Source organism: Streptomyces sp. NPDC000151, assembly GCF_040301705.1.
Lineage (GTDB): Bacteria > Actinomycetota > Actinomycetes > Streptomycetales > Streptomycetaceae > Streptomyces.
Map to the genome: position 1 here is coordinate 28961 of NZ_JBEPFC010000034.1, position 23901 is coordinate 52861.

At 69.6% G+C, this 23901-nt stretch carries 19 protein-coding genes; 5 read left to right on the top strand and 14 right to left on the bottom strand.

Features of this window, described 5'->3' with window-relative positions; all coding sequences use genetic code 11:
• The 10 genes from ABT381_RS13095 to ABT381_RS13140 form a co-directional block, all read right to left on the bottom strand.
• Complete coding sequence (locus ABT381_RS13095) at positions 1-2091, bottom strand: aconitate hydratase (RefSeq protein ID WP_351592205.1); 2091 nt, start codon at positions 2089-2091, stop codon at positions 1-3.
• Between the two features lie 231 nt (positions 2092-2322).
• Entirely contained in the window at positions 2323-3405 is a 1083-nt protein-coding gene (locus ABT381_RS13100; protein ID WP_351592208.1) for a phosphotransferase, read from the bottom strand.
• 29 nt (positions 3406-3434) lie between these two features.
• Positions 3435-4991 (bottom strand): carboxylesterase/lipase family protein, encoded by a 1557-nt coding sequence (locus ABT381_RS13105; RefSeq protein ID WP_351592211.1) that lies wholly within the window; start codon positions 4989-4991, stop codon positions 3435-3437.
• A 154-nt stretch (positions 4992-5145) separates the two neighbouring features.
• Positions 5146-6345, bottom strand: coding sequence for a 4-hydroxybenzoate 3-monooxygenase (locus ABT381_RS13110; protein ID WP_351592214.1), 1200 nt, complete (start codon positions 6343-6345; stop codon positions 5146-5148).
• 132 nt (positions 6346-6477) lie between these two features.
• Positions 6478-7170: a GntR family transcriptional regulator gene (locus ABT381_RS13115; RefSeq protein WP_351592217.1), complete on the bottom strand. Its 693-nt coding sequence runs from the start codon at positions 7168-7170 to the stop codon at positions 6478-6480.
• 130 nt (positions 7171-7300) lie between these two features.
• Positions 7301-8797 carry an aldehyde dehydrogenase gene (locus tag ABT381_RS13120; RefSeq protein WP_351592220.1) on the bottom strand — a complete coding sequence of 499 codons (1497 nt, stop codon included), beginning with the start codon at positions 8795-8797 and terminating at the stop codon, positions 7301-7303.
• Positions 8797-9558: an alpha/beta fold hydrolase gene (locus tag ABT381_RS13125; protein WP_351592223.1), complete on the bottom strand. Its 762-nt coding sequence runs from the start codon at positions 9556-9558 to the stop codon at positions 8797-8799. The genes ABT381_RS13120 and ABT381_RS13125 overlap by 1 nt, the downstream gene beginning before the upstream one ends.
• A gap of 23 nt (positions 9559-9581) precedes the next feature.
• Positions 9582-10133, bottom strand: coding sequence for an amino acid synthesis family protein (locus ABT381_RS13130; protein WP_351592226.1), 552 nt, complete (start codon positions 10131-10133; stop codon positions 9582-9584).
• Positions 10130-10807: an amino acid synthesis family protein gene (locus ABT381_RS13135; protein WP_351592229.1), complete on the bottom strand. Its 678-nt coding sequence runs from the start codon at positions 10805-10807 to the stop codon at positions 10130-10132. The genes ABT381_RS13130 and ABT381_RS13135 overlap by 4 nt, the downstream gene beginning before the upstream one ends.
• Position 10808: 1 nt before the next feature.
• A complete protein-coding gene (locus tag ABT381_RS13140; protein ID WP_351592232.1) occupies positions 10809-11954 on the bottom strand; it encodes an LLM class flavin-dependent oxidoreductase in 1146 nt (381 codons plus the stop codon).
• Positions 11955-12150: 196 nt separating this feature from the next.
• Here ABT381_RS13140 and ABT381_RS13145 point away from each other — a divergent pair, with 196 nt between their 5' ends.
• On the top strand, positions 12151-13137 hold the full coding sequence (locus ABT381_RS13145) for a flavin reductase (protein WP_351592235.1): 987 nt from the start codon (positions 12151-12153) through the stop codon (positions 13135-13137).
• Between the two features lie 65 nt (positions 13138-13202).
• Entirely contained in the window at positions 13203-14633 is a 1431-nt protein-coding gene (locus ABT381_RS13150; RefSeq protein ID WP_351592238.1) for a purine-cytosine permease family protein, read from the top strand.
• A gap of 22 nt (positions 14634-14655) precedes the next feature.
• On the opposite strand, the gene ABT381_RS13155 is transcribed toward ABT381_RS13150, so the two are convergent.
• Genes ABT381_RS13155 through ABT381_RS13170 form a run of 4 tightly spaced genes read right to left on the bottom strand, consistent with a single transcriptional unit; the run spans position 14656 to position 20105 of the window.
• The gene (locus ABT381_RS13155; RefSeq protein ID WP_351592240.1) at positions 14656-17037 is read right to left on the bottom strand and encodes a beta-xylosidase/alpha-l-arabinosidase; all 2382 of its coding nucleotides are present in this window, start codon (positions 17035-17037) and stop codon (positions 14656-14658) included.
• A complete protein-coding gene (locus ABT381_RS13160) occupies positions 17034-17852 on the bottom strand; it encodes a carbohydrate ABC transporter permease (RefSeq protein ID WP_351592243.1) in 819 nt (272 codons plus the stop codon). Before ABT381_RS13160 ends, ABT381_RS13155 begins: the two co-directional genes overlap by 4 nt.
• Positions 17852-18796, bottom strand: a complete 945-nt coding sequence (locus ABT381_RS13165) for a carbohydrate ABC transporter permease (RefSeq protein WP_351592245.1) — start codon at positions 18794-18796, stop codon at positions 17852-17854. The genes ABT381_RS13160 and ABT381_RS13165 overlap by 1 nt, the downstream gene beginning before the upstream one ends.
• A 7-nt stretch (positions 18797-18803) precedes the next feature.
• Positions 18804-20105, bottom strand: a complete 1302-nt coding sequence (locus tag ABT381_RS13170; protein ID WP_351592248.1) for an ABC transporter substrate-binding protein — start codon at positions 20103-20105, stop codon at positions 18804-18806.
• 153 nt (positions 20106-20258) lie between these two features.
• On the opposite strand from ABT381_RS13170, the gene ABT381_RS13175 reads away from it, so the two are divergent.
• From ABT381_RS13175 to ABT381_RS13185, 3 genes are all read left to right on the top strand, one after another.
• On the top strand, positions 20259-21305 hold the full coding sequence (locus ABT381_RS13175; protein ID WP_351592251.1) for a LacI family DNA-binding transcriptional regulator: 1047 nt from the start codon (positions 20259-20261) through the stop codon (positions 21303-21305).
• 408 nt (positions 21306-21713) lie between these two features.
• Positions 21714-23096 carry a hypothetical protein gene (locus ABT381_RS13180; protein WP_351592254.1) on the top strand — a complete coding sequence of 461 codons (1383 nt, stop codon included), beginning with the start codon at positions 21714-21716 and terminating at the stop codon, positions 23094-23096.
• Positions 23097-23187: 91 nt separating this feature from the next.
• Positions 23188-23805, top strand: a complete 618-nt coding sequence (locus ABT381_RS13185; protein WP_351592257.1) for a hypothetical protein — start codon at positions 23188-23190, stop codon at positions 23803-23805.
• Positions 23806-23901: the final 96 nt, after the last annotated feature.

Here is a 23901-nt window from a genome sequence, read left to right on the forward strand (position 1 = left end):
CTAGGTACGAGAGTCGTGGCCGGGCCCGGGGCCCGCTCTGGATCCGTCCTCCCCGTGGCGGGATTCCTCCGCCGCGAGGGCGGGGATCACGCCGCCGGCGAGTACGGTCCTGCGGCGACCGGCCGGGAGCCGGTGCCGTACCCGGTACTCCTCCTGCCGCGTCACATTCGTGACGACAAGTGGGGACTCGGCGGAGTCGGAGGCATTGGAGGCGTCGGGGGCGAGCGCGGCGTGCAGATTCTCCATCCGCAATTCGTCGTCCTGCTGGATGCGGTCGTAGTCCGCCGGATCCTGGAACTCCAGGGCGAGGACGCCGAAGTTGGCGAGGTTCTGCCAGTGGATGCGGGCGTAGGACTTGGCGATCACGGCGCGCAGGCCGAGGTAACGGGGCGTCAGCGCGGCGTGTTCGCGGGAGGAGCCCTGTCCGTAGTTGTCACCGGCCACGACCACATGCCCGCCACCCTGCTCGTCTCCTTGTGCGCTGTCCCGGTGGGCTGCCGCCCGCTGCGGATACTCCGGGTCGATGCGGGTGAAGGTGAAGTCGGCGAGGCGTGGGATGTCGGACCGGAAGGGCAGGGCCTTCGCGCCGGCGGGGGAGATCTCGTCGGTGGAGACGTCGTTGCCGACCTTGAGCAGTACCGGTGTCCGCAAGGTGTCGGGCAGCGGGTCGAGGTCGGGCAGCGCGGAAATGCCCGGCCCGCGCTCCAGCTCGACCGCAGCGGCCTCGTTCTCGGACAGAGGCGGTTCCAGCATCGCGGTGTTGACCGGTCCGCGGCGCAGAGTCGGCAGGTCGGTGGGGTGGTCGGTGGCGGTGTCGGCCGCCCAGTCGCGGGGGTCGGTGATCACTCCGGTCAGTGCGGAGGCGGTGGCTGTCTCCGGTGAGCACAGCCAGATCCTGTCGTCCTCGGTACCGGAGCGTCCGGGGAAGTTGCGGGGGAAGGTGCGCAGGGAGTTCCGGCCGGCTGCGGGGGCCTGGCCCATGCCGATGCATCCCAGGCAGCCGGCCTGGTGGATGCGGGCGCCGGCGGCGATCAGATCCAGTACGGCGCCGGAGCGGGTGAGCTCCTGCAGCGTTTCGCGGGAGGTGGGATTGACATCGAAGCTGACTCCGGGGGCGGTCTGCCGCCCCTTGGCCATGGCCGCGGCAACGGCGAAGTCCCGCAGGCCGGGGTTGGCCGAGGAGCCGATGACGGCCTGATGGGCGGGCCGGCCGGCGGCTTCTCGTACGGGCACGACATTGCCCGGAGAGGTGGGGCGGGCGATCAGCGGTTCGAGCGCGCTCAGGTCGATCTCGTCCGTCCGGTCGTAGCGGGCATCCGGCTCGGCGGCCAGCGGCCGGTAGGCGTCCTCCCGGCCCTCGCTGCGCAGGAAGTCCCGTACCGCCTCGTCGGAGGGGAAGACGGTCGCGGTCGCGCCCAGCTCCGCTCCCATGTTGGCGATCACATGGCGGTCCATCGCGCTCAGACAGGCCAGGCCGGGCCCGTGGTACTCGATCACCTGATTCACCGCGCCTTTGACGCCATGGCGCCGCAGCATCTCGAGGATCACGTCCTTGGCGCTCACCCACTGCGGCAGGGTGCCGGTCAGCCGTACGCCCCAGATCTCCGGCATGGTGAGACGCAACGGCCGGCCGGCCATGGCGAGCGCGACCTCCAGCCCGCCGGTACCGATGGCCAGCATGCCCAGCGCGCCCGCGGCACAGGTATGCGAATCGGACCCGGCCAGCGACTTGCCCGGAATCCCGAAACGCTGCATGTGGACGGGGTGGGAGACACCGTTGCCGGGCTTGGAGTACCAGACCCCGAAGCGGCGGGCGGCCGAGCGGAGGAAGGCGTGGTCCTCGGCGTTGCGCCCGTCGGCCTGCAGGATGTTGTGATCCACGTACTGCACGCTCACCTCGGTACGGACCCGGTCCAGGCCGATGGCCTCCAGCTCCTGCATCACCAGGGTGCCGGTGGCGTCCTGGGTGAGGGTCTGGTCGATGCGCAGCCCGATCTCGCTGCCCGGCTCCAGCACGCCGTCCACGAGGTGGTCCGCGATGAGCCGGTGCGCGAGAGTGCCGTCCGTCCTCGCCCGCGAGCTTGCCGCCATGCCCGCCTCCTGCACTGCGCCGGTGGGGTGTACCGCGGCCACGGGTACCCCGGTGCGGGGCAGGTGATTCTCGCTGCCACGTCAACCGGTGCACCGCCAGTGGGTTTCGGCTACTGCGCCCGCCGCGTTTCCCCAGGTCAGCGCGGTGCTCTCCCGGATCGACGCGGCCGGGCGCGCAAGCTGTGGCCCGTGGCCAGTGCTCGCCCCAGGCCGGGAGGGGCTCCCGGGCCTCTATGGTCGCTGTGTCGGTACTGGCTGAAGTGCGGGCCAGCGGGCGAGCATGCGTTGGCGCATAGTGGTGCTGAGGCTGCTCAGGCCGCTGAGAGAGGGGTGGTCGGCCGTCATCCGGCTCACGACCCCGAGCCGATGGACGAGCCGTTGCCGGGCGGTCGCGGTGCCCCACTTCCAGTCCCGATGCGGAATCCGGGCCAGATGATCGGTGCTTTCGCGGTGTGCCCGCTGAACCAGCGCGTCGCCGCGGAGCAGCCAGCCGGCGCACGCGTCGGCGAGCGCATCTCGCGCTTCGTCCCCCTCGTGCGCTTCGGATCCGGTCACGGTGCGCCACTCCTCGCGGTATGCGCGCTCCGCCCGTTCCAGCAGCGGCTCCGACGCCGAAGTGACACACCAGCAGGTCGGAAAGCCGATGCGCAGATAGGCCAGCTCCATCAAGCCGCTGCCCAGCGACGCCTGCTCGAAGTCGATGAATCTGACCCCCGTGGCGGTGTGGAGGTCATTACCAGGACACGGATCCCCGTGGAGAAGGGCATGCCCAGGTGCCTGATCGAGCCGGCTCACGAGATCATTGAGTTCTTCGGACACGCCGGATACGCCGGAGACGTCTGTCACGTCAGACACGCCAGATGTGACAGGAACGTCCAAAGACCTGGCCAGCTGCAGGAAAGACTCGATATCGGTCTGGTTCGGGCCCTGCCACCGGGGAAGTACGCCAACGTCCTCCGGGCGCGCGGTGGCATGCAGCCGCGCCAACGCGGCCGCGTAGCCGACGATCCAGTCGTCGGCCGGGCGTTGGTGATCCAGATGCTCCAGCACCAGGACCCGCTCGCCGGGATCGGTGGCGAGCAACGCGGGCACCACGGGAATCTCCGCTCGGGCGGCGAGCCGCAGGGCGGCCACCTCGCGGGCGTATCGCTCGTCGGCGTCAGGACCGTCGACGATCTGCTTCACCACCGCCGTTGCCGCTGGCAATTCGACGCGCCACACGCGCGAGCGGGGGCTGCTGCTGAGCTTGCGAGAGCGCCTGGGCGACCCCAACTCGGCCCGCAACTCGTCCCCGTACGGCAGTCGTGACCACATGCGCCCATCCTTCCACTCCGTCGGATTGCTCACTCGGGGTCGAGCGCCCCGTCCCACAGCTTGCGTTCGTCCGACCGCGGGTCCGGGACCGTCTCGTTGACCGGCTTGTTGTCCCGGTGGAAGGTCATGACGGGACGCTCGGCGGTGTTGTAGTGGCTCCATTGCGCGAGCTCGCCCGTGCGCATGAACTCGATCCAGGCGGAGTGCATCGCCTCGGCCAGGTCCTGGGGCGGGTCGGTGAGCAGTTCGTCGACGCCGGGGGCTTCGAGGGTCTGCCACACGAAGGGAATCTCCGCCACGTGACAGGCACCCAGGGCGGCGCTCCCGGTGCGGGCCTTGGGCGTGCGCCAGCCGAATTCGTAGACGTATGTCGCGGCGCCGCCGCCGGCGCCTGCCCGGGCCTCGGCGACACGATAGGAGGGGATCCGGAAGAGCCGATCGGTCATCACCGCGGCGAACACCTCCGCGGGGCTCTCCCGGGGGTAGGCCCGCGTGGCGCGGGATGCGTACTGGTCGTACAGGTCGCCGCTGTCCGGCACTCCGTACACAGCGAGGCGTTCCTTCCATGCCTGCGGCGTGGTGTCCGACGGCGCGGACAGTGCGAAGTAGCGATGCTCCTCGGTGTTGGTGCCGATGAGCAGCGGAATGTCCCCGCCGGCGCCGTCGAAGGCAATGGCGTCGATCGGCCGCCGCGTGAGGAGCTCGCCGTCGATGACCGGCATGAGGGACATGCCGCAGGAGTCGATGGTGCTCCGGCCGTACTTGTGCGGATCTGCGCTCTGGACGATGCGTTCGTGGACGGTGGTCTGCGCGGTAACGATGTCGCTGGGGGCGACCTGGGAAAGTGCCTCGTAGTTCGCGGTGACGCCGAGTTCCTTGGCGATTTCCTTGATCACGAGTTCGGCGTCGTCGGTCGACTGCGTGGCGTGTGCGCTGCCGCTCTGCACGATGGCCTTGTGGCACAGGCCCCGGTCGGTCGACAAGAGGGTGAGGATGCTCATGGCGCCGGCGGACTCACCGACCAGCGTGACGTTGCCGGGATCTCCGCCGAACTGGGCGATGTTCTCCCGTACCCACTCCAGAGCGAAGATCAGGTCCAGCAGTCCCCGGTTCGCCGGGGCGGGGGCGTCCGCGATGTAGCCGAACCCCTCGACGCCGAGCCGGTAGTTGACGCTCACGCAGACCACGCCATCCCTGGCGAACCCGGCACCGTCGTATGCGGTACCGGCCGAGGAGCCCCGGAGGAAGGCGCCACCGTGGATCCACACCATGACCGGCAGAAACACGGGGACATTGGCCGGCGCCCACACGTTGAGGTTGAGCCAGCCCTCCTCGCTGTCCACCGGTTCCCGGCCGCCGAGCAGGGCATCGTACGGCCCGCCCACGGGCCGCGGCGCCCTCGGCCCGAATTCGTGGGCCGGGCGTACACCCTCCCAGGGCTCCGGGGGAACCGGCGGCGCGAATCGGTTGGCACCCGTAGGCGCCGCGGCGTAAGGAATGCCGAGAAACCGGGCGATGTCCCCCTCGATCAGCCCGGAGACCTCGCCGTAGGTGGTCTGCACAGTGGTCGTGCCGGTGCCTGCCACGTGTTGTCCTTCCGTCCGCAGTCGGTTGAGGAGCTCACGCAGCATCTTGCCCAACGTGCGCGCCGCGGCACCCGCGGTGGGAGAGGGACGTGCGGTGGGTGGTGTGCCGACGCACCGTCAGGCCGGACCACCCTCCGCGGTCGGACACCGGCTCTCAGATCCCCGGCGCGAGTTCCGGCCCCATGTAGCGCTCCAGGAAGGCCCGCGCGTAGGCCGGGTCGTCGCGCAACCGGAAGAGCCGGGCCCGGCGCAGCCGTTCGACGTATGCCGCGTCCGGGGCGCCGGGGGGCGGGCCGTGCTGGAGGTGGAGCATGAAGTGGCTGAACTCCTGCACCTGCCACACATCGGCCAGGCGCCGCCGCGAGTAGGCGGCCAGTACCTCGTCGACCTCTCCGGCGGCACCCTCGGAGAAGTGCTCGCCCAGGGCGGTCGCGAGATCGGCCGCGTCGGCCATGGCCAGGTTCATTCCCTTGCCGCCGGAGGGCGGCACGATGTGCGCGGCGTCACCCACCAGCGCCACTCGCCCCAGATGCATGGGCTCCACGACCCGGGTCCGCATCTCCACGAGAGACCGGTCGAACACCGGCCCCCGCGGCAGCGTCCCCGGCGACAGCGCCAGCCGGCCCTCCAGCTCCCGCCAGAGGCGTTCCTCGGGCCAGTCCTCCAGGCTCTCGTCCTCCGTCACCTCCAGATACAGGCGCGTCACCTCCGGCGAGCGCAGCATCTGCCCCGCGAATCCGTTGGGGTGCTGGCCGTAGACGGTGTGCGGCGCGAAGGGCGGAGTCTTCGCCAGGACACCGAGGAGCCGAACGCCGTGCCGCACGTCGTACTCGGTGAAGGCGTCGGCGGGCAGGGCGGCGCGCACGGGGCCGTGCTGGCCGGCTGCCTCCACCACCACCTCGGCGCGCACCGCCGTGCCGTCCGCGCACCGCACCACCGGCAGCCCCCGCTCGGTGCCCAGACCGACGACGGGGCGGCCCAGCAGCGCGGCTGCGCCCGCCGAGACGTATCCGTCCAGCAGGTCGGCCACCACCTCCTGCTGCGGGTAGACGAAGCTCGGGGCGTCGCCGCACAGGTCCGCGTAGTCCAGTCGCACGATCTCGCCCTCACACCGGAACTCGCACGCGGTGTGCGGCAGGCCCTCGGCGCGCAGCCGCTTGGAGAGTCCGAGCCGGTCCAGGAGCTGTACGGTGCGGCGTTCCAGGAAGCCGGCACGGGCCCTGGCCGCCAGCTGGTCGCGGTCGAACTTGTCGATCACCACGCAGGCGACGCCCCGCTCGTGCAGCAGCGTCGCCAGGGTCAGTCCGGCGGGCCCGGCGCCGACGATGGCCACCTGGGTTTCGATGGTCCCCACCACAGTGCTCCTTCGTTCGTGCTGAGCAAAAGGGTAGGGAGCCGCCGCAGAGACAAGCACAGCGGGGTAAACCTCCCCGCCGCACGGGACGCCGTACTGCGTCCCGTCACGAGGACCGGGCGCCCGCGCGCCCTATTGTGCCGCGGTGTGGTCCATCCCGGCCATGAGTGCCTGGTGGCTGCAGCGGACGTGTTCGCGCATCACCCGTTCGGCGCCGTCGCCGTCCTTGGCGAGGATCAGGCTGAGTACGCGGTGGTGTTCGTTGTCGGACTCGTTCAGGCGGCCCGGCTGGGACAGCGACGTGCGCACCAGGCGTGCGTAGGCCAGCTGGTTCATCAAGGTGCGGTAGTGCGCCTCCAGCTTGCTGTTGTCGGCGCCGCTGACGAGCAGGTCGTGGAATTCGTGTACGAGTGAGGCGTACCGCTCTGTGTCGCCGGACCGGACGGCTTCGTCGGCCGCCCGCATGTTGGCCTCCAGGAGTTCCACCTCGGGGACGTTGCCGCGGAAGGCCAGCAACCGCGCGGCGGCGCCCTCCAGCAGTTCCTTCATCTGGAACAGCTCGGTCAGCTCCCGCCGGGACGGCACCGCGACGAAGGTCCCGACCCGCGGGCGGATCTCCACCAGTCCCTCGATCTGCAGCTGCTTGAGGGCCTCGCGGATGGGGGTGCGGCTGACGCCGAAGGTCTCGGAGAGCGCCATCTCCGAGAGGCTGGAGCGCGGCGGCAGCTCACCGCTGATGATCATCCGCCGCAGCTCTTCGGCGACCCGGGACTGCATGCTCGTCTGCTGCAGCCGTTTCCCTGTCTTCCCCGTGGGTTCTTGCATGGCACCAGATGCTAGGTTCCCCGAACGGAGACCGTCAATTTCGCCTGACGTGCTGCCGTGGGCGTTAGACGGCCTGCCATGGGTGCTTACTGCCATGCAAGAGTCCTCGGGTTCCGGGGCGGGACGTGGCTCATGACCGGAGGACGAACGGATCGCCCACCGGCTCCTCGCTGGTGTTGATCCACACGCTCTTCAGCCGGGTGTACTCCCGGATCACCTCCGTGCCGTGTTCGATGCCCGCGCCGCTGCCCTTGAAGCCGGACCGGGGCGACATCGGCGACATCGACCGGTAGGTGTTGGCCCAGACCGTGCCTGCCTCCAGGCGCGCTGCCATGCGATGGGTACGGTTCAGGTCACGCGTCCAGACACCCGCCGCCAGGCCGTACGCCGAATCGTTGGCGAGGGCCACCGCCTCGTCCTCGGAGCCGAAGGGCATGACGGTGGCGACCGGACCGAAGATCTCCTCCTGGCAGATCCGCATCGTGTTGTCGGTGCCGGTGAAGACGGTGGGGGAGTAGAAGTAACCGCCCAGCCCCGTCTGCGGCCGCGTCCCGCCGCAGACCACCTTGCCGCCCTCGGCCTGTCCCAGTTCCACGTAACTCTCCACCTTCGCCAGCTGATCGGCGAGGGCGAGCGGCCCCAGCTCGGTGGTGTCCTCCAACGGGTCGCCGATCCGGATCGTCGCGGCCCGCGCGGTCACCCGCTCCAGGATCTCGTCGTACACCTCGCGGTGCACGAGCACCCGGCTGCCCGCCACACACGTCTGCCCCGCGGCCGCGAAGATCCCCGCGATGACGCCCATGGCGGCCGAGTCGAGATCGGCGTCCGGGAAGACGATGTTCGGCGACTTCCCGCCGAGCTCCAAAGTGCAGCGTACGAGACGGTCGGCGCAGGTCCGGGCGATGCGGCGGCCGGTCTCCGTGGAGCCGGTGAAGCTCACCTTGGCCACGTCGGGGTGCTCGGTCAGCGGTGCGCCCGCCGTGGCGCCGAAGCCGGTGACGACGTTGACGACGCCGGGCGGGAAGCCGGCCTGCTCGAAGAGGGGAGCGAGGGCGAGCAGTGAAGCGGAGGTGTGCTCGGAGGGCTTGACGACCACGGTGTTCCCGGCGGCGAGCGCCGGCGCGAGCTTGGTGGCGGTCAGTAGCAGGGGGGAGTTCCAGGGGGTGATCGCGCCGACCACGCCGACGGGCTCGCGCAGTGTGTAGTTGAGCAGCTCGCGGCTCGCACCCGGGATCACCTCCCCATGGATCTTGTCGGCGAGGCCCGCGTAATAGTGGAAGTACTCGGGAATTCCGGCGAGTTGGGCGCGCATCTCGCGCAGCAGCTTGCCGTTGTCCAACGTCTCGGTCCTGGCCAGCTCCTCGGCGTGCTCGCCGATCAGATCGCCCAGGTTGCGCAGCAGCCGACCGCGCCGGGTCTGGCTCAGGTCCCGCCAGCGCGGGTCCTCGAAGGCGGTACGCGCGGCGGCGACGGCGCGGTCGACATCGGCGGCGGTGCCGTTCGCGGCCTCGTACCAGGGCTCGGCGGTGGCCGGGTTCAGGCTGCGGAAGTACTCGCCGGAGGCGGGCGCACTCCACTCGCCTGCGATGTAGTGGTCGTGGCGCGGCAGTCGCGCGGGTGCGGTCATCAGCGGAAACACTCCTGTCCGGTGTGCGTGAGGATCGCCGAGGAGAGGTCGTCGGGACGCTCCAGCGGCAGCAGGTGGCGGGCGTCGGGTACGACCGTGCCGCGGGCGCCCGGGATGCGTGCGGCCAGCCGCCGGGTCATCTCGGGGGTGGAACCCGGGTCCTCGGAACCTGTGAGGGCGAGGGTCGGTGCGGTGATCCGGGGGAGCAGGGGCCACAGCCCGGTGTCGGCGGTCGCGAAGACGTCGTAGCAGGCGAGGTAGGAGGTGCGGTCGGTGTGCAGCAGTGTGTTGTGTACTTGTTCGGCGAGTTCCGGCTCGCGCGCTCGCCAGGCGGGGGAGAACCACCGGTCGACCGCTGCCCGGGCCGACGCGCCGAAGTCCTCGGCGGCCCGCCGCCTGCGCCGGGCCACCGCCGCGCGCTCGGCCTCGGACCGCGCGGCGACGGAGCTGACCAGGGTGAGCGAGGACACCAACTCGGGGCGGGAGACGTCGAGTTGCTGTGCCACCAGCGCGCCCAGGGAGAAGCCGACCAGATGCGCGGGTCCGTTCAGCAACGCGGCCACGTCCCCGGCCAGCTCGTCGAGTGTGACCCCGGCCGCCGCTGCCGGGGAGGCGCCGTGCCCGCGCAGGTCGGCCGCCAGGACGCGGTGGCGCGCGGCCAGTGCCGGTACGCAACGCTGCCACATGCCACGGTCGAGCCCGACACCGTGCAGCAGTACGAGGTCGGGTCCGCTGCCGTGCACCTCATGGCTCAGTGTCACCGGACCCGTGGTGCCCACCGTGCTCACTGCTCCGTCGTCAGCGGCGCCAGCCGGGCCTGCGGGCGGCCCTGGGAGGCGGCCGCGAGGCCGATGACGATCTCGTCGGCGCGCGGTCCGTCCGGGACCCGTACCTCGATGGTCTGGTGGTGCGAGCGGATGGTGGCGTCCGTGACGTGCTTGAGCGGGATGTCGAAGACCGTGCCCGCCGCCGCCCGCTTCTCCACGGCCGGCAGCAGTGTTGTCGCACTCGCCGCCTTGCGGAAGTGGTCGCCGAACTTGAGCGTGTGGATCAGCGCCGAGCCGTGTTCGACCTCCCCGTCCAGGCCCACGATGGCGGCCTTCCCGTACGCCTCGACCGGTGCGCCGAGCGCCTCGACCACCCGCGGGGCCAGCAACTCGCCCAGCTTCGGGGCGACTTCGTCGATCCCCGGCAGGAGGTCCTGGACGAAGCCCTGTCCGGCCCACGGGTTCTCGATGACCGCGAGTACCACGGCGGTGCGGGCGGGCGGGTCGACCGCGCGGCCGCCCTCGGTGTGGATGTTCTCGGTGAAGGTGACGATCTTTCGGATGTTCACTGTGCTGTCTCCAGGTTCGGGTTCAGGTTCGGATTCACGTTCAGGTCGGCGAGGCGGACGGCGGGGTCGGTGACGCGGTCCCCGATCCGTGCGTTGGGACGGGGGCCGGACGCGCCGGCCGCGACGACGACGATCTCGTCCGGGCGGGGCGCGTCGGGAATGCGGATGTGGCACGTCTGGTAGTGGGACCGGGTGGCGGCCGCCGTCTTGTGCCACACCGGCACGGTGAGGGGCTCACCGGCCGCGAGCCGGTCGTCGCTGAAGACGATGATCGAGGTGCCCTCGGCCAGCTCCCGGAAGACATTGCCGAAGAACGGGGTGTGGATCAGCGCACCGCCGTGCTCGATCTCTCCGTCCAGACCGACGATCGCGGCCTTGCCGAAGGACTCCAGGCGGTCGGTGCCACCCAGCGCCTCGGCCACCCGGTCGGTCAGCAGTCGCGCCAGCCCCGGGGCGATCTCCTCGACCTCCGGCTGGAGATCGGCGACGAAGCCGCGCCCGGCCCAGGGGTTGCGGATCACCGCGGCGGCCGCGGCCCGGCGCACCGGCACGGCGACCGGCCGGCCGAGTTCCAGCAGTACCTCGTCGACGACGGTGACCACCTTGCGTACGCCCATGTCCTTGGGTACGTCCACGTCCTTGCCTACGTCCATGTCGTCCTTGCGTACGTCCATGTCACGCACCGGTGACGTCGGCGCCGGCGGTGAACTGCGGCATGACCTTGTCGGCGAACAGTTCCAGGCTGCGCATGGCCTTGTGGTGCGGCAGGCCGGGGTGGGTGGTCCACAGCAGCAGATGCTCCAGGCCGACCTCGTCCCGCAGCTCGGCGATCTTCTCGGCGACGTGCTCGGGGGTGCCGACGAGCAGGTTGCGCTGCTGGAGGAAGTCGAACGACAGCTCGTGCGCGTCGGTCAGCTCCTCGCCGGCTTCCATCATGTTGCCGAGGCCGCGCCAGTGCGTGATCCACCGGTAGGTGTTCATCAGGGCCTCTTCGAAGTCGGCCCGGGCCTGCTCCATGGTGTCGGCGACATAGACGTCCCGGACCAGCCCGATGCCCTCGCCCAGCGCGTACTCGCGGCCCGTGGCCTCGCTCGCCGTGTCCCGGTACAGCGTGAAGCGCTCCTTGAGCGCGGAGACCGGCGGCAGCCAGAACATCCCCTGCACGCCCTCGGCCGCGGCGGCCTTGATCGAGCGGGGACTGTCGATCACCTGCCAGAGCGGCGGGTGGGGGCGCTGCAGGGGAGAGGGCGTGACCTGCATCTTCGTGATGACCCCGGCCTCGGTGTAGTCCGGGGTGGCGGGGGAGAGCGGGTGGTTCCACCGCACGCCCGGCGCCGGGAACTCGTGGAACCGTCCCTTGTGGGCGAAGAACTCGCCGCTCCATGCCTTACGCAGGATTTCCACGGTCTCGTCGTACAGCGCCCGGTTCTGCTCCTGGTCACGCGGGTCGGCCAGCGTGTTGAGGTTCAGTGCCTCGCGACCGTACAGACCGCGGCCGAGGCCGACCTCGACGCGGCCGCCGGAGAGCTGGTCGAGCATGGCGATGTCCTCGGCGAGCCGTAGCGGATGCCAGAAGGTGGCGATGCTCGCGGCCTGGCCGATGCGGATGCGGTCGGTGCGCGCTGCGATGTCGGCGCCCATGAGCACCGGGTTCGGGGTGATCTCGAACCCTTCGTGCCCGAAGTGGTGCTCGGTGTACCAGGTCGACCAGAAGCCCGCCTGTTCCGCGGCGATCGCGAACTCCCTGGCTTCGTCCATGACCTGGGCGTACTCGCCGAGTCGGCCGGGTGCTCCGAGGTTGTGGAATATCGAGAACCTCATCCGAGAACCTTTCTGCTCATGCTGTGCCATGGCAGGGAGGCTAGGAGTGCGATTCCCGCACCGTCAAGAGGTGATCGCCGGAAAACTTGGTCTGACCTGCGCAGGTCGCCGGACTGGCGCCACTCTCCAGCCCTTTCGTACGCAAGTGTTGACATCGCCTGAGGGTCTCCTTAGCGTCCTCTGCCATACAACAGCCATGCAGCAGTCGAACGAGGAGACCGCCATGACGCACATGGGGACGCAGGCACAGGCACAGACTCGGGCGACGACACGGACGGCCGACCGTGTGTCCCGAGTCCGCTCCGCCTGGCAGGCCGCCTGGGATCAGGGCCGGGTCGGAGCGCTGGACGACCTGCTCAGCCCTTCGTACGTCCGCCGCCGCGGGCCGGCCGGCACCGTGCAGGACCGCGAGGGGTTCAAGGACTCCATCCGCGCGGTCCGCGTGGCCTTCCCCGACCTGCGAACGGAGATCGAGGAGATCGTCGAGGACGGTGACCGGCTGGCGATCCGCTGGCGCAGCACCGGCAGCCACACCGGCGCCTTCCTCGGCGTACCGCCCACCGGCAAGCGGGTCGAGGTGTCCGGCGCGACCTTCGCCAGTTTCGACGGGAGTGCGGTGGACGAGGAGTGGGTGACCTTCGACTCCCGTCAGCTGCTGGAGGCGCTCGGGATCATCACCACCACCCACGAAGCCGCCGTGGACCCCGACCTCGTCAAGGGCGTGCACCGCAAATTCATCACCGGTGTGACCGTCGTGACCACCGACGACGACGGCACCCCCAAGGGCCTGGCCGTCAACGCCTTCGCCAGCATCTCGTTGGATCCGCCGATGGTGCTGGTTTGCGTGCAGCGCAGCTCCGCCACCCACCCCGCCCTGCACCGCGCGAGCCACCTGGGCATCAACATCCTCGCCGCCGACCAGCTCGAGGTCGCCAAGGTCTTCGCCGCGAAGGGGGACGACAAGTTCGCCGCCCTGTCCTGGGCCGCGGGCGACTTCGGCGCACCCCTGATCGAGGGATCCTGCGCCCAGCTGGAGGTGGAGATCGGCGAGCGGATCGAGGCCGGCAGCCACACCGTCTTCACCGGACGGGTCGTCTCCGCCGTTTACCACGACGTCGCCCCGCTGGTCTACAGTGGCGGCGGGTTCTTCGACATCTCGCAGACGGCACCTTTGCCCTGGTGAAACTTTCGGACCCGCATCCCTCCCCCCTCTGAAGAACCCCTCTTCTCCGTTTTCAGGAGCACGTCATGACCCACGACGCCTCGGCGCCGGTGTACGGCAGCGCGGTCGCGAAAGTCGAACCCTTCGGGGTGGACCACATTCCCGAGAACGAGCGGCACGGCAAGGCCAGTTCACAGTTCTTCGTGTGGTTCGCCGCGGGGCTCAACTTCCCCATCATCCTGCTCGGCTTCAGCGCCGCCGGCTTCGGACTGAGCTTCGGTGCGTCGGTCCTCGCGATCGTGGCCGGCGCCGCGGTCGGTTCCGTACTGATGGCCGTGATGTCCCGGATGGGAGTGCGGCTGGGCGTGCCGCAGCAGATCCAGGCGCGCGGTCCGCTCGGCTTCTTCGGGAACTTCCTGCCCGTTGCGTACATCAACGTCTTCGCCGGGGTCGGCTGGGCGGCGGTCACCGTCATCCTCGGCGGCAAGGCGTTCGCGGAACTGACCCACCTGCCGTTCTGGGTCTGCGCGCTGCTGCTGACCGCGGTCGAGGTGGTGGTGGCCATCTACGGCTACAACATGATCAACTTCCTGCAGCGGATGCTGACCTATGTCCTCGCCCCGCTGTTCCTGCTGATCACGGTCGTGGCCCTGGTGCGCGGCGCCGGCACCTTCGATGCCAACGCGCACGCCTCCGGCTACACCGGCGCCACCGGCGGCTGGATCACCTTCGGTGCCGGATTCCTCTCCTTCCTGGTCGCCTGGGCGCCCTTCGCCTCGGACTACTCGCGCTACCTGCCGGACACCCCGCACGTCGTGCGGCGTACGACCCTGTACACCGGTCTCGGCAACTTCGTCACCATCTGCTGGCTCGGCATCCTGGGCGCCCTGGTCGGCGGCAGCGCGACCAGCTCGGACGCCATCACCGCGGTGCACCAGCTGGCGGGGCCGTTCGCCGTTCCCGCGCTGATCGCGATCACACTCTCCGCGCTCGCGCAGAACTTCCTCAATGTCTACGGCGGTGCGATCTCCGTCCAGACCCTCAAGATCCCCGTCAGCCGGACCCAGGCAGTTGTCATCATCTGTGCGCTGGCCTATGTGATCAGCCTGTGGGGCGAGGCGGGGACCGAGGAGAAGTTCGCGGTCTTCCTCAACCTGACCGCGTACTTCATCGCGCCCTTCGCCACTGTGCTGCTGCTCGACTACTACCTGGGCGGCCGGAGCGACCCCCGCCGGATCGCCGAACTGTACGACAAGGGCCGGGTGCTCAACTGGGGCGTCATCGCCTGGGCGGGCGGCGTGCTGGCCTCGGTGCCGTTCTGGCGCTCCAGCCTCTACACGGGCCCGTTCGCGGCGGCCTACCCGCACGCGGGCGACCTGAGCATGTTCGTCGCGGCCGCCGCGGCCACGGTGCTGTACTTGCTGACGTACCGTCAAAAGCCCCTGTGGACACACGCCGGCACGCCGGCGTCCGAGGAGACGCGCACGGGGGACACCGCGGCAGTCACCGGATCCTGAGAAGAGCGGGAGCGGGCGGCGCTCACCGCTCGTGATCGGTCACCGGCCGGAACCGTGCGTGCAGCCGCCGGGTGTGGTCCACGTGCCGGGGCGGCCCGGTCAGTACCACCGTGGCGGTGAGACGGGGGTCGGTGCTGGACGCGGCCAGACGGAGTTCCAGCGCGCCCGGCTCGACGCGGCGGCGGCCGTCGCGGCCGGTGAACGAGGTGACGTCGGCCGGGACCGTCACCTGGAGGCGGCGCGACTCGCCGGCCGCGAGTGGGACGCGGGTGTAGCCGATGAGGCGCTGGACCGGCTGCACGACCGAGGCGACGGGGTCGTGGAGATAGAGCTGCACTGTTTCGATGCCGTCGCGGTGGCCGGTGTTGCGCACGGAGAAGGCGAGGGTGAATTCGCCGTCCGTGCCGGTCTCATCGGTGTCCACGTCGAGGTCGTGCCAGGTGAAGTCGGTGTACGACAGGCCGTGGCCGAAGCCGAAGGCCGGGGTGGGGTCGATGTTCGACACGTCGCTGGCCCTGGCCAACGGGGCCGCCAGGTATGTCGAGGGCTGGGCGCCCGGGTTCCGCGGCACGCTGACGGGCAGCCGCCCCGAGGGGTTCGTCCGGCCGCTGAGCACTCCGGCCAGGGCCGTGGTGCCCGCCGTACCGGGGAAGAATGACTGCACGAGCGCCGCGGCCTCGTCGGCGGCGCGGCCCAGGGCGTACGGCCGACCGGCCAGCAGCACCGCCACCACCGGCGTGCCGGTGTCGAGCAGCGCGTCGAGCAGCTGCTGCTGGACACCGGGCAGGGCCAGCGAGTCGGCGTCACACCCCTCGCCGCTGGTGCCCCGGCCGAAGAGCCCGGCGCGGTCGCCCAGCGCCGCGACGACGACATCGGCGTCCCCCGCCGCCCGTACGGCCTCGGCGAACCCGGAGATGTCCGCGCTGTCGATCCCGGCGCCCCGCGCCACGGTGAACTCCGTATCGGGGAATTCCCGCTCCAGGGCCTCCCGCAGCGTCGGCAGGCCGATCCCGGCCGGGACTTCGGGGTGCCGTACTCCGACGTGGACGGGGAAGGAGTAGCAGCCCAGGACGGCGGTCGGCTCCTCGGCGTTGGGGCCGACGAGCGCGATCCTGCGGGGCCGTGCCAGGGGCAGGGTGCCGTCGTTGCTCAGCAGCACGACCGCCCGCTCGGCGACCTCGCGGGCCAGCTCGCGGTTGGCCGCGGTGTCCAGGCCGACCGTGCCGCGCAGCGCTTCGGTGTCTTCCCGGTCGGCCGCCGCCAGGGCCGACGGCACCGGGTTCCAGTCCGCGTCCAGCAGTCCGAGCTGGGCCTTCTGGGTCAGTACGCGGCGCAGTGCGCGGTCGACGAGGGCTTCGGGGACGCGCCCGGCGGCGATCTCTTCCCGCAGGGGCTCGCCGAACGTCTTGACCGTGGGCAGTTCCACGTCGACTCCCGCGCCGAGGGCCGCTGCCGCCGCCTCCCCCCAACTGCCCGCCACCGCGTGCAGGGTGCGCAGGAACGCGATGCCGAAGTAGTCGGCGACGACCGTCCCCTCGAAGCCCCAGGTGTCCCGCAGCAATCCGGTCAGCAGTTCTTCGTCGGCCGCTGCGGGCACGCCGTCGGTGTCGGTGTAGGCATGCATCACCGACCGGGCCCCGCCCTCCCGCACGGCCATCTCGAACGGCGGGAGCAGCACGTCGGCGCGCTCCCGCACGCCCGCGGAGACGGGGGCGAGGTTGCGTCCCGCGCGGGAGGCGGAGTAACCGGCGAAGTGCTTCAGGGTGGCGACGATCCCGGCGGACTCCAGCCCTTGGACGTACGCGGTGCCGACCGTGCCGACCAGGTAGGGGTCCTCGCCGATGGTCTCCTCCACCCGCCCCCAGCGGGCGTCCCGTACCACGTCCAGTACGGGGGCGAGGCCCTGGTGCACGCCGACGGACCGCATGTCCCGGCCGATCGCCGCGGCCATCCGGCGGATCAGGGCGGGGTCGAAGGTCGCTCCCCAGGACAGCGGTACGGGGTAGGCGGTGGCGCCCCAGGCGGCGAAGCCGGCGAGGCATTCCTCGTGGGCCAGCGCCGGGATGCCGAAGCGGTTCGCCGAGACGATCCGCTGCTGGGTGCGCATCAGGGAGAGCGCACCGAGCGCGGGGTCCACGGGGACCGTGCCGAACGGGCGGGTCAGCTGGCCCAGGCCGGCCGGCAGGAGGGTGTCGAGGTCGACCGGCTCCTCCATTTCGTGCTGGTGGGGCGCGACTTCGCCGCCCTCGTCGGAGGCGCCGACCCACACGCCGAAGAGCTGGGCGACCTTCTCCTCGACGGTCATGGCGGCCATCAGGGCGGAGACGCGGGTGTCGATGTCGTGGGCGGGGTCGTTCCAGACGGGAAGGACGGGGGTTGTCTCTGCGGCCACGTTGGCGGTCACTTTCCTCCGACGCCCATCAGGCCCTGGACCAGGGCACGACGGGCGAACAGGTAGACGATCAGGACGGGCACCATCGACAGGACCACGGCGGCCAGCAGCCCCGGGATGTCGATGCCGTGCTCGGTGCGGAAGTTGTACAGCCCCAGGGTGATGACCTTGGAGGCGTCGGACTGGGTCAGTACCAGGGGGAACAGAAAGCCGTTCCACGCCTGGAGCGCGGAGAACACCACGACGGTGGAGAGTCCGCCCTTGGACAGGGGGAGGACGAGCTGGAAGAACATCCGCCGCGGCGAGGCGCCGTCCATCGCCATGGCCTCGAACAGCTCGCGGGAGATGTCGCGCATGGCGCCGCTCAGGATCAGTGCGGAGATCGGCAGACAGAAGGCGGCGGTGGGCAGGACGACGCCGATGAGGTTGTCGTAGAGGCCGGCCTGGCTGATGAGGTAGAACATCGGGACGATCACCGCCTGGGCCGGAATGGCCAAGCCCAGCAGGAAGAGCCGGAAGACGCCCGAGGTGATCCTGGAGTGGCTGCGCACGATGGCGTACGCCAGAGGTGGCACGAGCAGCAGCACCAGGGCGACCACGCTGACGGTGACGATCACCGTGTTGAGGAAGTACCGCCCGAAGCCGCCGGCGAGCGCGCGCGTGTAGTTGTCGAAGGTGATGTCGTCGGGGAAGGCCAGCGGGCCGCCCGCCGCATAGTCGGACCGGGATCGCAGCGTCGCCGTGAGCATCACGTACAGCGGCAGGCCGACGAGGCAGAGCCACCCGAGCGAGCCGGCGCCCGCGAGGTAGTGGGGACGTCGCTTCATCACAGACCTTCCATGGCGCTGCGCATCTTGTCGTAGCCGGACACGCGCACCACGACGAGCGAGATGACCGTCGCCGCCACGACCAGGACGAGGGCGACGGCCGCACCGGCGCCGAAGTCGAAGTACTTGAAGGCCTTTTGGTACATGTAGTACGCGCTGATGGTGGTGTCCGTGCCCGGGCCGCCCTGGGTGAGGATCAGGACCGTCTCGAACGTGGTGAGCCCGCCGACGACCATGAGGATCATCGAGGTGATGACCGAGTTGCGCAGCTGCGGCAGGGTGATGTGGAAGAACTGCCGGTACCGTCCGGCGCCGTCGATCTCCGCGGCCTGGTAGAGCACGCGCGGAATCGCCCGCGCGGCGCCTTGGTAGAGCAGGGTGTGGAAGGGCGTGAACTGCCAGGTGCTGACGAAGGCCAGCACCCCGATGGCGGTGGCCTGCCCGCCGAAGAGGTTGCCGTCGCCGAACAGCCACGCGGCCTGGGACGGAACGCCGAAGTTCGGGTCGAGCAGCGCCCGCCACAGTACGGAGACCGCGGTGGAGGAGAGCAGCAGCGGGACGAAGTAGATCGCGGACAGCACCGCGCGGTTGCGCTGCCGGCCGGCGGCCCACACGCCGAGCACGATGCTCAGCGGGGTCTGGATCGCTACGCCGAGCACGGTGACCAGGAGGCTCAGCCAGATGCTCTTGATCATGACCGGGTCCGCGAAGACCCTGCTCCAGTTGTCCATGCCGACGAACTCGGGCGCTCCGATGCCGCTCCAGCTCATGAAGGACAGGACGGCAACCATGATCAGCGGGGCGATCGCGAAGACGGCGAAGAACACCGTGGCGGGCAGCGCCCAGGCGAACCCGGGACGGCCGACGTCGGCGAGCTGCCCGCCCTGCTGCCGGCTCCGGCCGGCCGCGGCGGATGCGGTGGCGCTCGTCATCTGAGTGGTCATGTCGGACTCAGGCGGTGGGGAGGGCCTGCATGGCCTTGATGAAGCCGTCGGCATCGGTCTGCCCGTTGACGAACTGCTGGACGGCCTGGCGGATGGGCGTGTTGGCGGCGGGCGGATACGCCTGGTCCCACGACAGCTGGAACGAGGGAGCCTTCTTGACCAGGTCGAACTGGTACTTCGAGTACTCCGGGTCGGCCGAGGTGTCCAGGAACTTCTCGGTGTTCGTTGTGGTCGGCAGGTTGCCGATGGACAGCTGCTTCTTCACGAACTCGTCGGAGTACATGAGCTTGAGGAACTCGGCCACGGCCTCGGGGTGCTGCGTCTTCTTCAGCACCGAGTAGAAGTTGTTGGTGTTGCCGACGAGGTTGGCCTGGTCGCCCTTGCCGCCCTCGACCTTGGGGAAGATGCCGTAGCCGAGGTCCTTTTCGGCGAACTCCTTGTCCGCGTCCTGCTGCGTGGCGTACTCCCACGAGCCCATCAGCTCGAAGGCGGCCTTGTCTCTGGCCAGGAGGGCGGGCGAGCCGCCGTCGGTGAACTTCACCGAGTCGTAGTTCGTACCGAACGCACCGGCGTCGACCAGTTCTTTCAGCATGCCGAGGGCCTTCTTGCTGTCCGCGCTCGCCCAGGCGCTCTTGTCGCCGTCCAGCGCCTTCTGGAAGAGCCCGGGCCCGGCGACGCGGTCGTAGAGGTACTCGAACCACATCAGGGTCGGCCACTGGTCGCCGCCGCCGAGGGCGATCGGTGTGATGCCCTTCTTCTTGAGTGCCTTGACCGCGCCGAGCAGGTCGTCCCAGGTCTTCGGCGGCCGCACGCCGGCGTCGGCCAGCACCTTCTTGTTGTGGAAGAGCAGGACCGGCTGTGTGCCGCGCATCGGGATGCCGTAGGACTTGCCGTCGATGACGGCGGTGTCGAAGACGGACGGCAGGAACTTCGACTTGAGCCCCGGATCGTCCTTGATGAAGTCGTCCAGCGGCATGAGCAGGTCCGCCCCGACGAAGGGCTGCACGCTGCCGCCGCCCCAGTTGAAGAAGACGTCCGGGGCCTTCGGGGTGTTGATGATCGTCTGGAGCTTCTGCTGGTAGTCGGCGCCCGGGACGGTGTCCAGGACGGCCTTCACCTTCGATGTCCTGTTGAAGGTGGCGACGATCTGCTTCTCGACCTTGTTGGTGGCGTCTCCGTAGACGAGGACGTGGATCTTCCCGTCGGAGGCCGCCGCACCGTCGCCGCTCCCGCAGGCCGACAGGGTCAGCGCCAGGGCCAGCACCGTGCCTCCGGCGAGTATGCGGGGCATCCGCGCACGTATCTTCATCGTCTGCCTTTCGAAAGTTTCGGCTGAAGTGCCGAAATTCGCTGCAGTTCCGGACCGTAAGGGAGGCTTCGGTGAGCGGTCAACGGCCGTGCAGTCGCGCGACCGAACCGTTACCACGCAGCCGCGCGCTACCGCGTGTTCTATCCTGCGCACATGCGTGATGACGACGAGGTGGAAGGCCGGGTGACCCTGGCCGAGGTGGCAACGCAGGCCGGCGTCTCCCTTTCGACAGTTTCGAAAGTTCTCAACGGCCGCTCCGATGTCTCCCGGCCCACCCGGAGCAAGGTCGAGAGCCTGCTGGAGACCCACGGCTACCGCCGCCGCGCCCAGGCCGCGCCTCAGGCACCGTTGATCGAGCTGGTCTTTCCCGAACTGGAGAGCATCTGGGCGATGGAGCTCATCCGCGGCGTCGAGAACGTCGCGAAGGAGAACGGTGCCAGCGTCGTCCTCACCGAGAGCGGCACCCGCCACGCCCCCGCCCCCGACTGGGTGGACGGCGTGCTGCGCCGCCGCCCGCTCGGCGTGGTCCTGGTCTTCTCCACGCTGCCGGACCGGGTGAAGAAGCAGCTCAGGTCGCGCGCCATCCCGTTCGTCATCATCGACCCGGCCGGCGACCCCGAGCCGGACGTCCCCTCCGTCGGCTCGGCCAACTGGGCCGGGGGGATGGCCGCGACGCGCCACCTCATCGAGTGCGGGCACCGACGCATCGCCATCATCACCGGGCCCGAGGACATGATGTGTTCCCTGGCCCGGCTCGACGGCTTCCGCTCCGCCATGGCCATGGCGGGCCTGGAAGTCGATCCGCGCCACGTCCGGCACGGCGACTTCCACGTCCAGGGCGGCTTCGCCCACGCCACCGAACTGCTCGACGGGCCCGACCGGCCCACCGCCGTCTTCGCCGGCAGCGACCTGCAGGCGCTCGGCGTACTGGAGGCAGCACGCCTCAAAGGCCTGAGCGTGCCGGCAGACCTGTCGGTGGTGGGCTACGACGACGTCCCACTCGCCCAGTGGGTCAGCCCCGCCCTGACAACGGTCCACCAGCCGCTGCGGCAAATGGCCGAAGAGGCAGCCCAGATGCTGCTGCGCCCCCGGGACCCGGCCAAGGACGACCTGCGCATGGAACTGGCCACCCGCCTGGTAACACGCCAAAGCACGGCCCCACCGGCGACCGACCTACGACGGGCACACGGCCGCGGATGAGGGGCTCGGCCGGCGGTGAGGCGCTTGGCCGACGGTCGTATGGCCGCTGCCGGTCCGGGTCTTGCCTGCGGGGAGGGCAGGCTGATGTCCTGGTGGTGCGGTGGTGGGTCGAGGTCTTGGGGGCGGTCGAGCTGCAGTGCTTGGCCTTCGGCGTCATCGTGCTGTCCGCAGGCCGTCTGGTGCTTGCGGTCGTGTGCCGTGGTCGTGTCCGACTACGTCACCTCCGGCGGCACCGCGAAGGTGAGCCTCGTCTACGGGGACCTGAAGACCAACACCACCTACACCTTCCGCACCTCCGCCTAGGATGGCAGCCTGTACGAGACCGAGTGGTCGGCATGGGCAAAGTTCCACACCCGCGGCCGTCAGCTGAGCATCACGCTGCCGGAACCGGACAAGAATGCTCCCGCGGTGGACCTGGAGAAGTACCAGAACCCCGAGGCCGGGCGGCGCAACACCCCGACGGCGGCCAGCAGCGCCAGAAGCGCCGATGGCACACCGAACGAGACCTGCACCGAGCAAGGCGACACCACCGTGTGCTTCAAGGTCGGCGACCCCAAGGACCTGACTGCCGCCCAGAAGGACAGGATCGAGAAAAGGCTGAGGGCGGGCACGGACCTCGTCGACTGGTGCGACGACCTCGGCGTCTCGGTCGGCAAAGACTGGCTCAAGCGCACCGAAGCTTGCATGAAGTGGGCCACACCCATCCAGTTCGGATACAAGTTCAAGAACGCGAACGGGACCATCGACGAGGCGCGAGCCACCTTCGCCTCGTCCATCCAGATCAAGCTGGACCCCACGTCCAAGACATTCAAGCAGCAGATGGCCCTCGTCCCGGCCGATCCCTTCATCACCACAATCAGCGGGGCCGGCTTCGGCGGCAAGTCGTTCACCATGAAGCCGACGTTCAAGTGCTCCCCGCAGTGCAGCACCTCGGCTCCGGCATGGGACGGATCACCGTCCTGGGCAACTGCCGGCCAGGACCTGCACGCCGCCTACGCGACATTCACCCACGAGTGGACGGGCGAGGCCGCCACCCCGGTTGCCGGCCTGCAGCTTGACTGGTCCTACAGCGGCGATGTCAACGGTGCCCCCGGGGTCACCGTGCCGCAATCGCTGGGCAACTCCACGCCCGACTTCGATGTCCGCTGCGACGTGCAGGCCTCCACCACGCCGGGCTGCGTCTTCGACGCGTACAAGCCGACCTGGGTGATGAACTTCAAGAAGGCGCCGGCTGCCGTGGCCCACGCCTGGCTGATCCAGACCAAGCTGCCCAACCATCCCGGCTCCAAGTCCGCGGACAAGCCGACCCAGTACCTGCCCGCATCGGTGCGAGACTCCAACCTCAACCGGAAGCGGATCTGCCCCGACCAGTGGGCGAAAACCTACGGCAACCCGGACACGACCCCGATCGACACCAGCGACACCCCAAGCTGCGACGAGTTCGCCTACGCCGCCTCCTACAACTCCGGCGGCATGCCAGCCTCACTGGGCGGACTGAACGAGGTCGACACCGGCAACGACTGCCTGCAGACCTACGCCACCCGCTACAGCACCGGTGTGTGGAAGCTGTATGACGACACCCGCTTCCCCGCGCCGACGTACAAGGAGGTCTGCGGACGCTCCTCGATGTCGAACTACCAGAACACCCAGTCGATGCAGCCCTTCTCCGGCACGTTCTCCTCGCCGTCGAAGTACCGCCTGCTCGATAAGGACGAATATTGGGTGGCGTTTCCCGAGTTCGCGCACTGCTCCACCGCGGACAAGCTGACCTGTACGGTGCCCAAGCCGTGACCGCACCATAAGGGGCACGGCCACAGCGTGACCGGGACAGGAAAGTATTCCTGTCCCGGTCATGCGCCTCGATCCGAGAGGAGCACGACACGTGAGTGACGGCATTGTGTGGCTGGCCGAGGAGTGGCTGCGCCCAGACAGCCCTGTACTGTTCGTCACCTTCGCCCGTGGCATCACCCCGCCCGATCTCGCGGTGCGCCTGGGTGCCGACGCGAGGGCGATCCTTGAGCCGATGACCGCGGCCGAGACGCGCGCCATGACGTACAACGACCGGGTCTCGGCACGTGTGGCGCGCTTGGGTGAGTGTGCAGGCTGGTCGTTCGCGGTGGAGCAGGGCTGGCCGTCCAAAGCCTGGTGGGCCCGGCCCGAGGTCTCCGCCGGCGGCGTGGAGGTGTTGCATCTGACGGCCAAGCCGGATGACCCGCCGAGGGAGTGCTGGTACTACCGCGATGGTGCCACCGTTGGCCGCTTCGACTTCGGTGAGCGCCCCGAGGGCGGATTGGAGTTTTTGGTACCGGCGCTTGAAGAGGCCGGAGCTGTTGATGATCCGTTCCTGCCTGACTTCCCGGAGGACTACGACGAGACGCCTCCGACGCTGACGGCGCTGGAGAACCACTTCCACCTGTCTCTGCCGCGTGAGCTCATCCTCACCGGCAGCCTTCCCGCGGCGGTGACAGCGAAAGTGCCACCGGAAAACCTCGGGGACTGACTGTGAGTGGGCGCGTTGGTGGCATTGGGTGGGTGTCAGCAGGACGGGATGCTGGGTGCCTGGTCATGGGGATAGTTGCGGCCAGGTCCGCTGTCA

Bases quoted from the DNA above. Each gene is read 5' to 3' on its own strand.
- ABT381_RS13170 (WP_351592248.1), bottom strand. From the start codon at position 20,105: ATGAAGATACGTGCGCGGATGCCCCGCATACTCGCCGGAGGCACGGTG.
- ABT381_RS13165 (WP_351592245.1), bottom strand. From the start codon at position 18,796: ATGACCACTCAGATGACGAGCGCCACCGCATCCGCCGCGGCCGGCCGG.
- ABT381_RS13095 (WP_351592205.1), bottom strand. From the start codon at position 2,091: ATGGCGGCAAGCTCGCGGGCGAGGACGGACGGCACTCTCGCGCACCGG.
- ABT381_RS13175 (WP_351592251.1), top strand. From the start codon at position 20,259: ATGCGTGATGACGACGAGGTGGAAGGCCGGGTGACCCTGGCCGAGGTG.
- ABT381_RS13140 (WP_351592232.1), bottom strand. From the start codon at position 11,954: ATGAGGTTCTCGATATTCCACAACCTCGGAGCACCCGGCCGACTCGGC.
- ABT381_RS13145 (WP_351592235.1), top strand. From the start codon at position 12,151: ATGCAGCAGTCGAACGAGGAGACCGCCATGACGCACATGGGGACGCAG.
- ABT381_RS13160 (WP_351592243.1), bottom strand. From the start codon at position 17,852: ATGAAGCGACGTCCCCACTACCTCGCGGGCGCCGGCTCGCTCGGGTGG.
- ABT381_RS13120 (WP_351592220.1), bottom strand. From the start codon at position 8,797: ATGACCGCACCCGCGCGACTGCCGCGCCACGACCACTACATCGCAGGC.
- ABT381_RS13135 (WP_351592229.1), bottom strand. From the start codon at position 10,807: ATGGACGTACGCAAGGACGACATGGACGTAGGCAAGGACGTGGACGTA.
- ABT381_RS13150 (WP_351592238.1), top strand. From the start codon at position 13,203: ATGACCCACGACGCCTCGGCGCCGGTGTACGGCAGCGCGGTCGCGAAA.
- ABT381_RS13115 (WP_351592217.1), bottom strand. From the start codon at position 7,170: ATGCAAGAACCCACGGGGAAGACAGGGAAACGGCTGCAGCAGACGAGC.
- ABT381_RS13100 (WP_351592208.1), bottom strand. From the start codon at position 3,405: ATGTGGTCACGACTGCCGTACGGGGACGAGTTGCGGGCCGAGTTGGGG.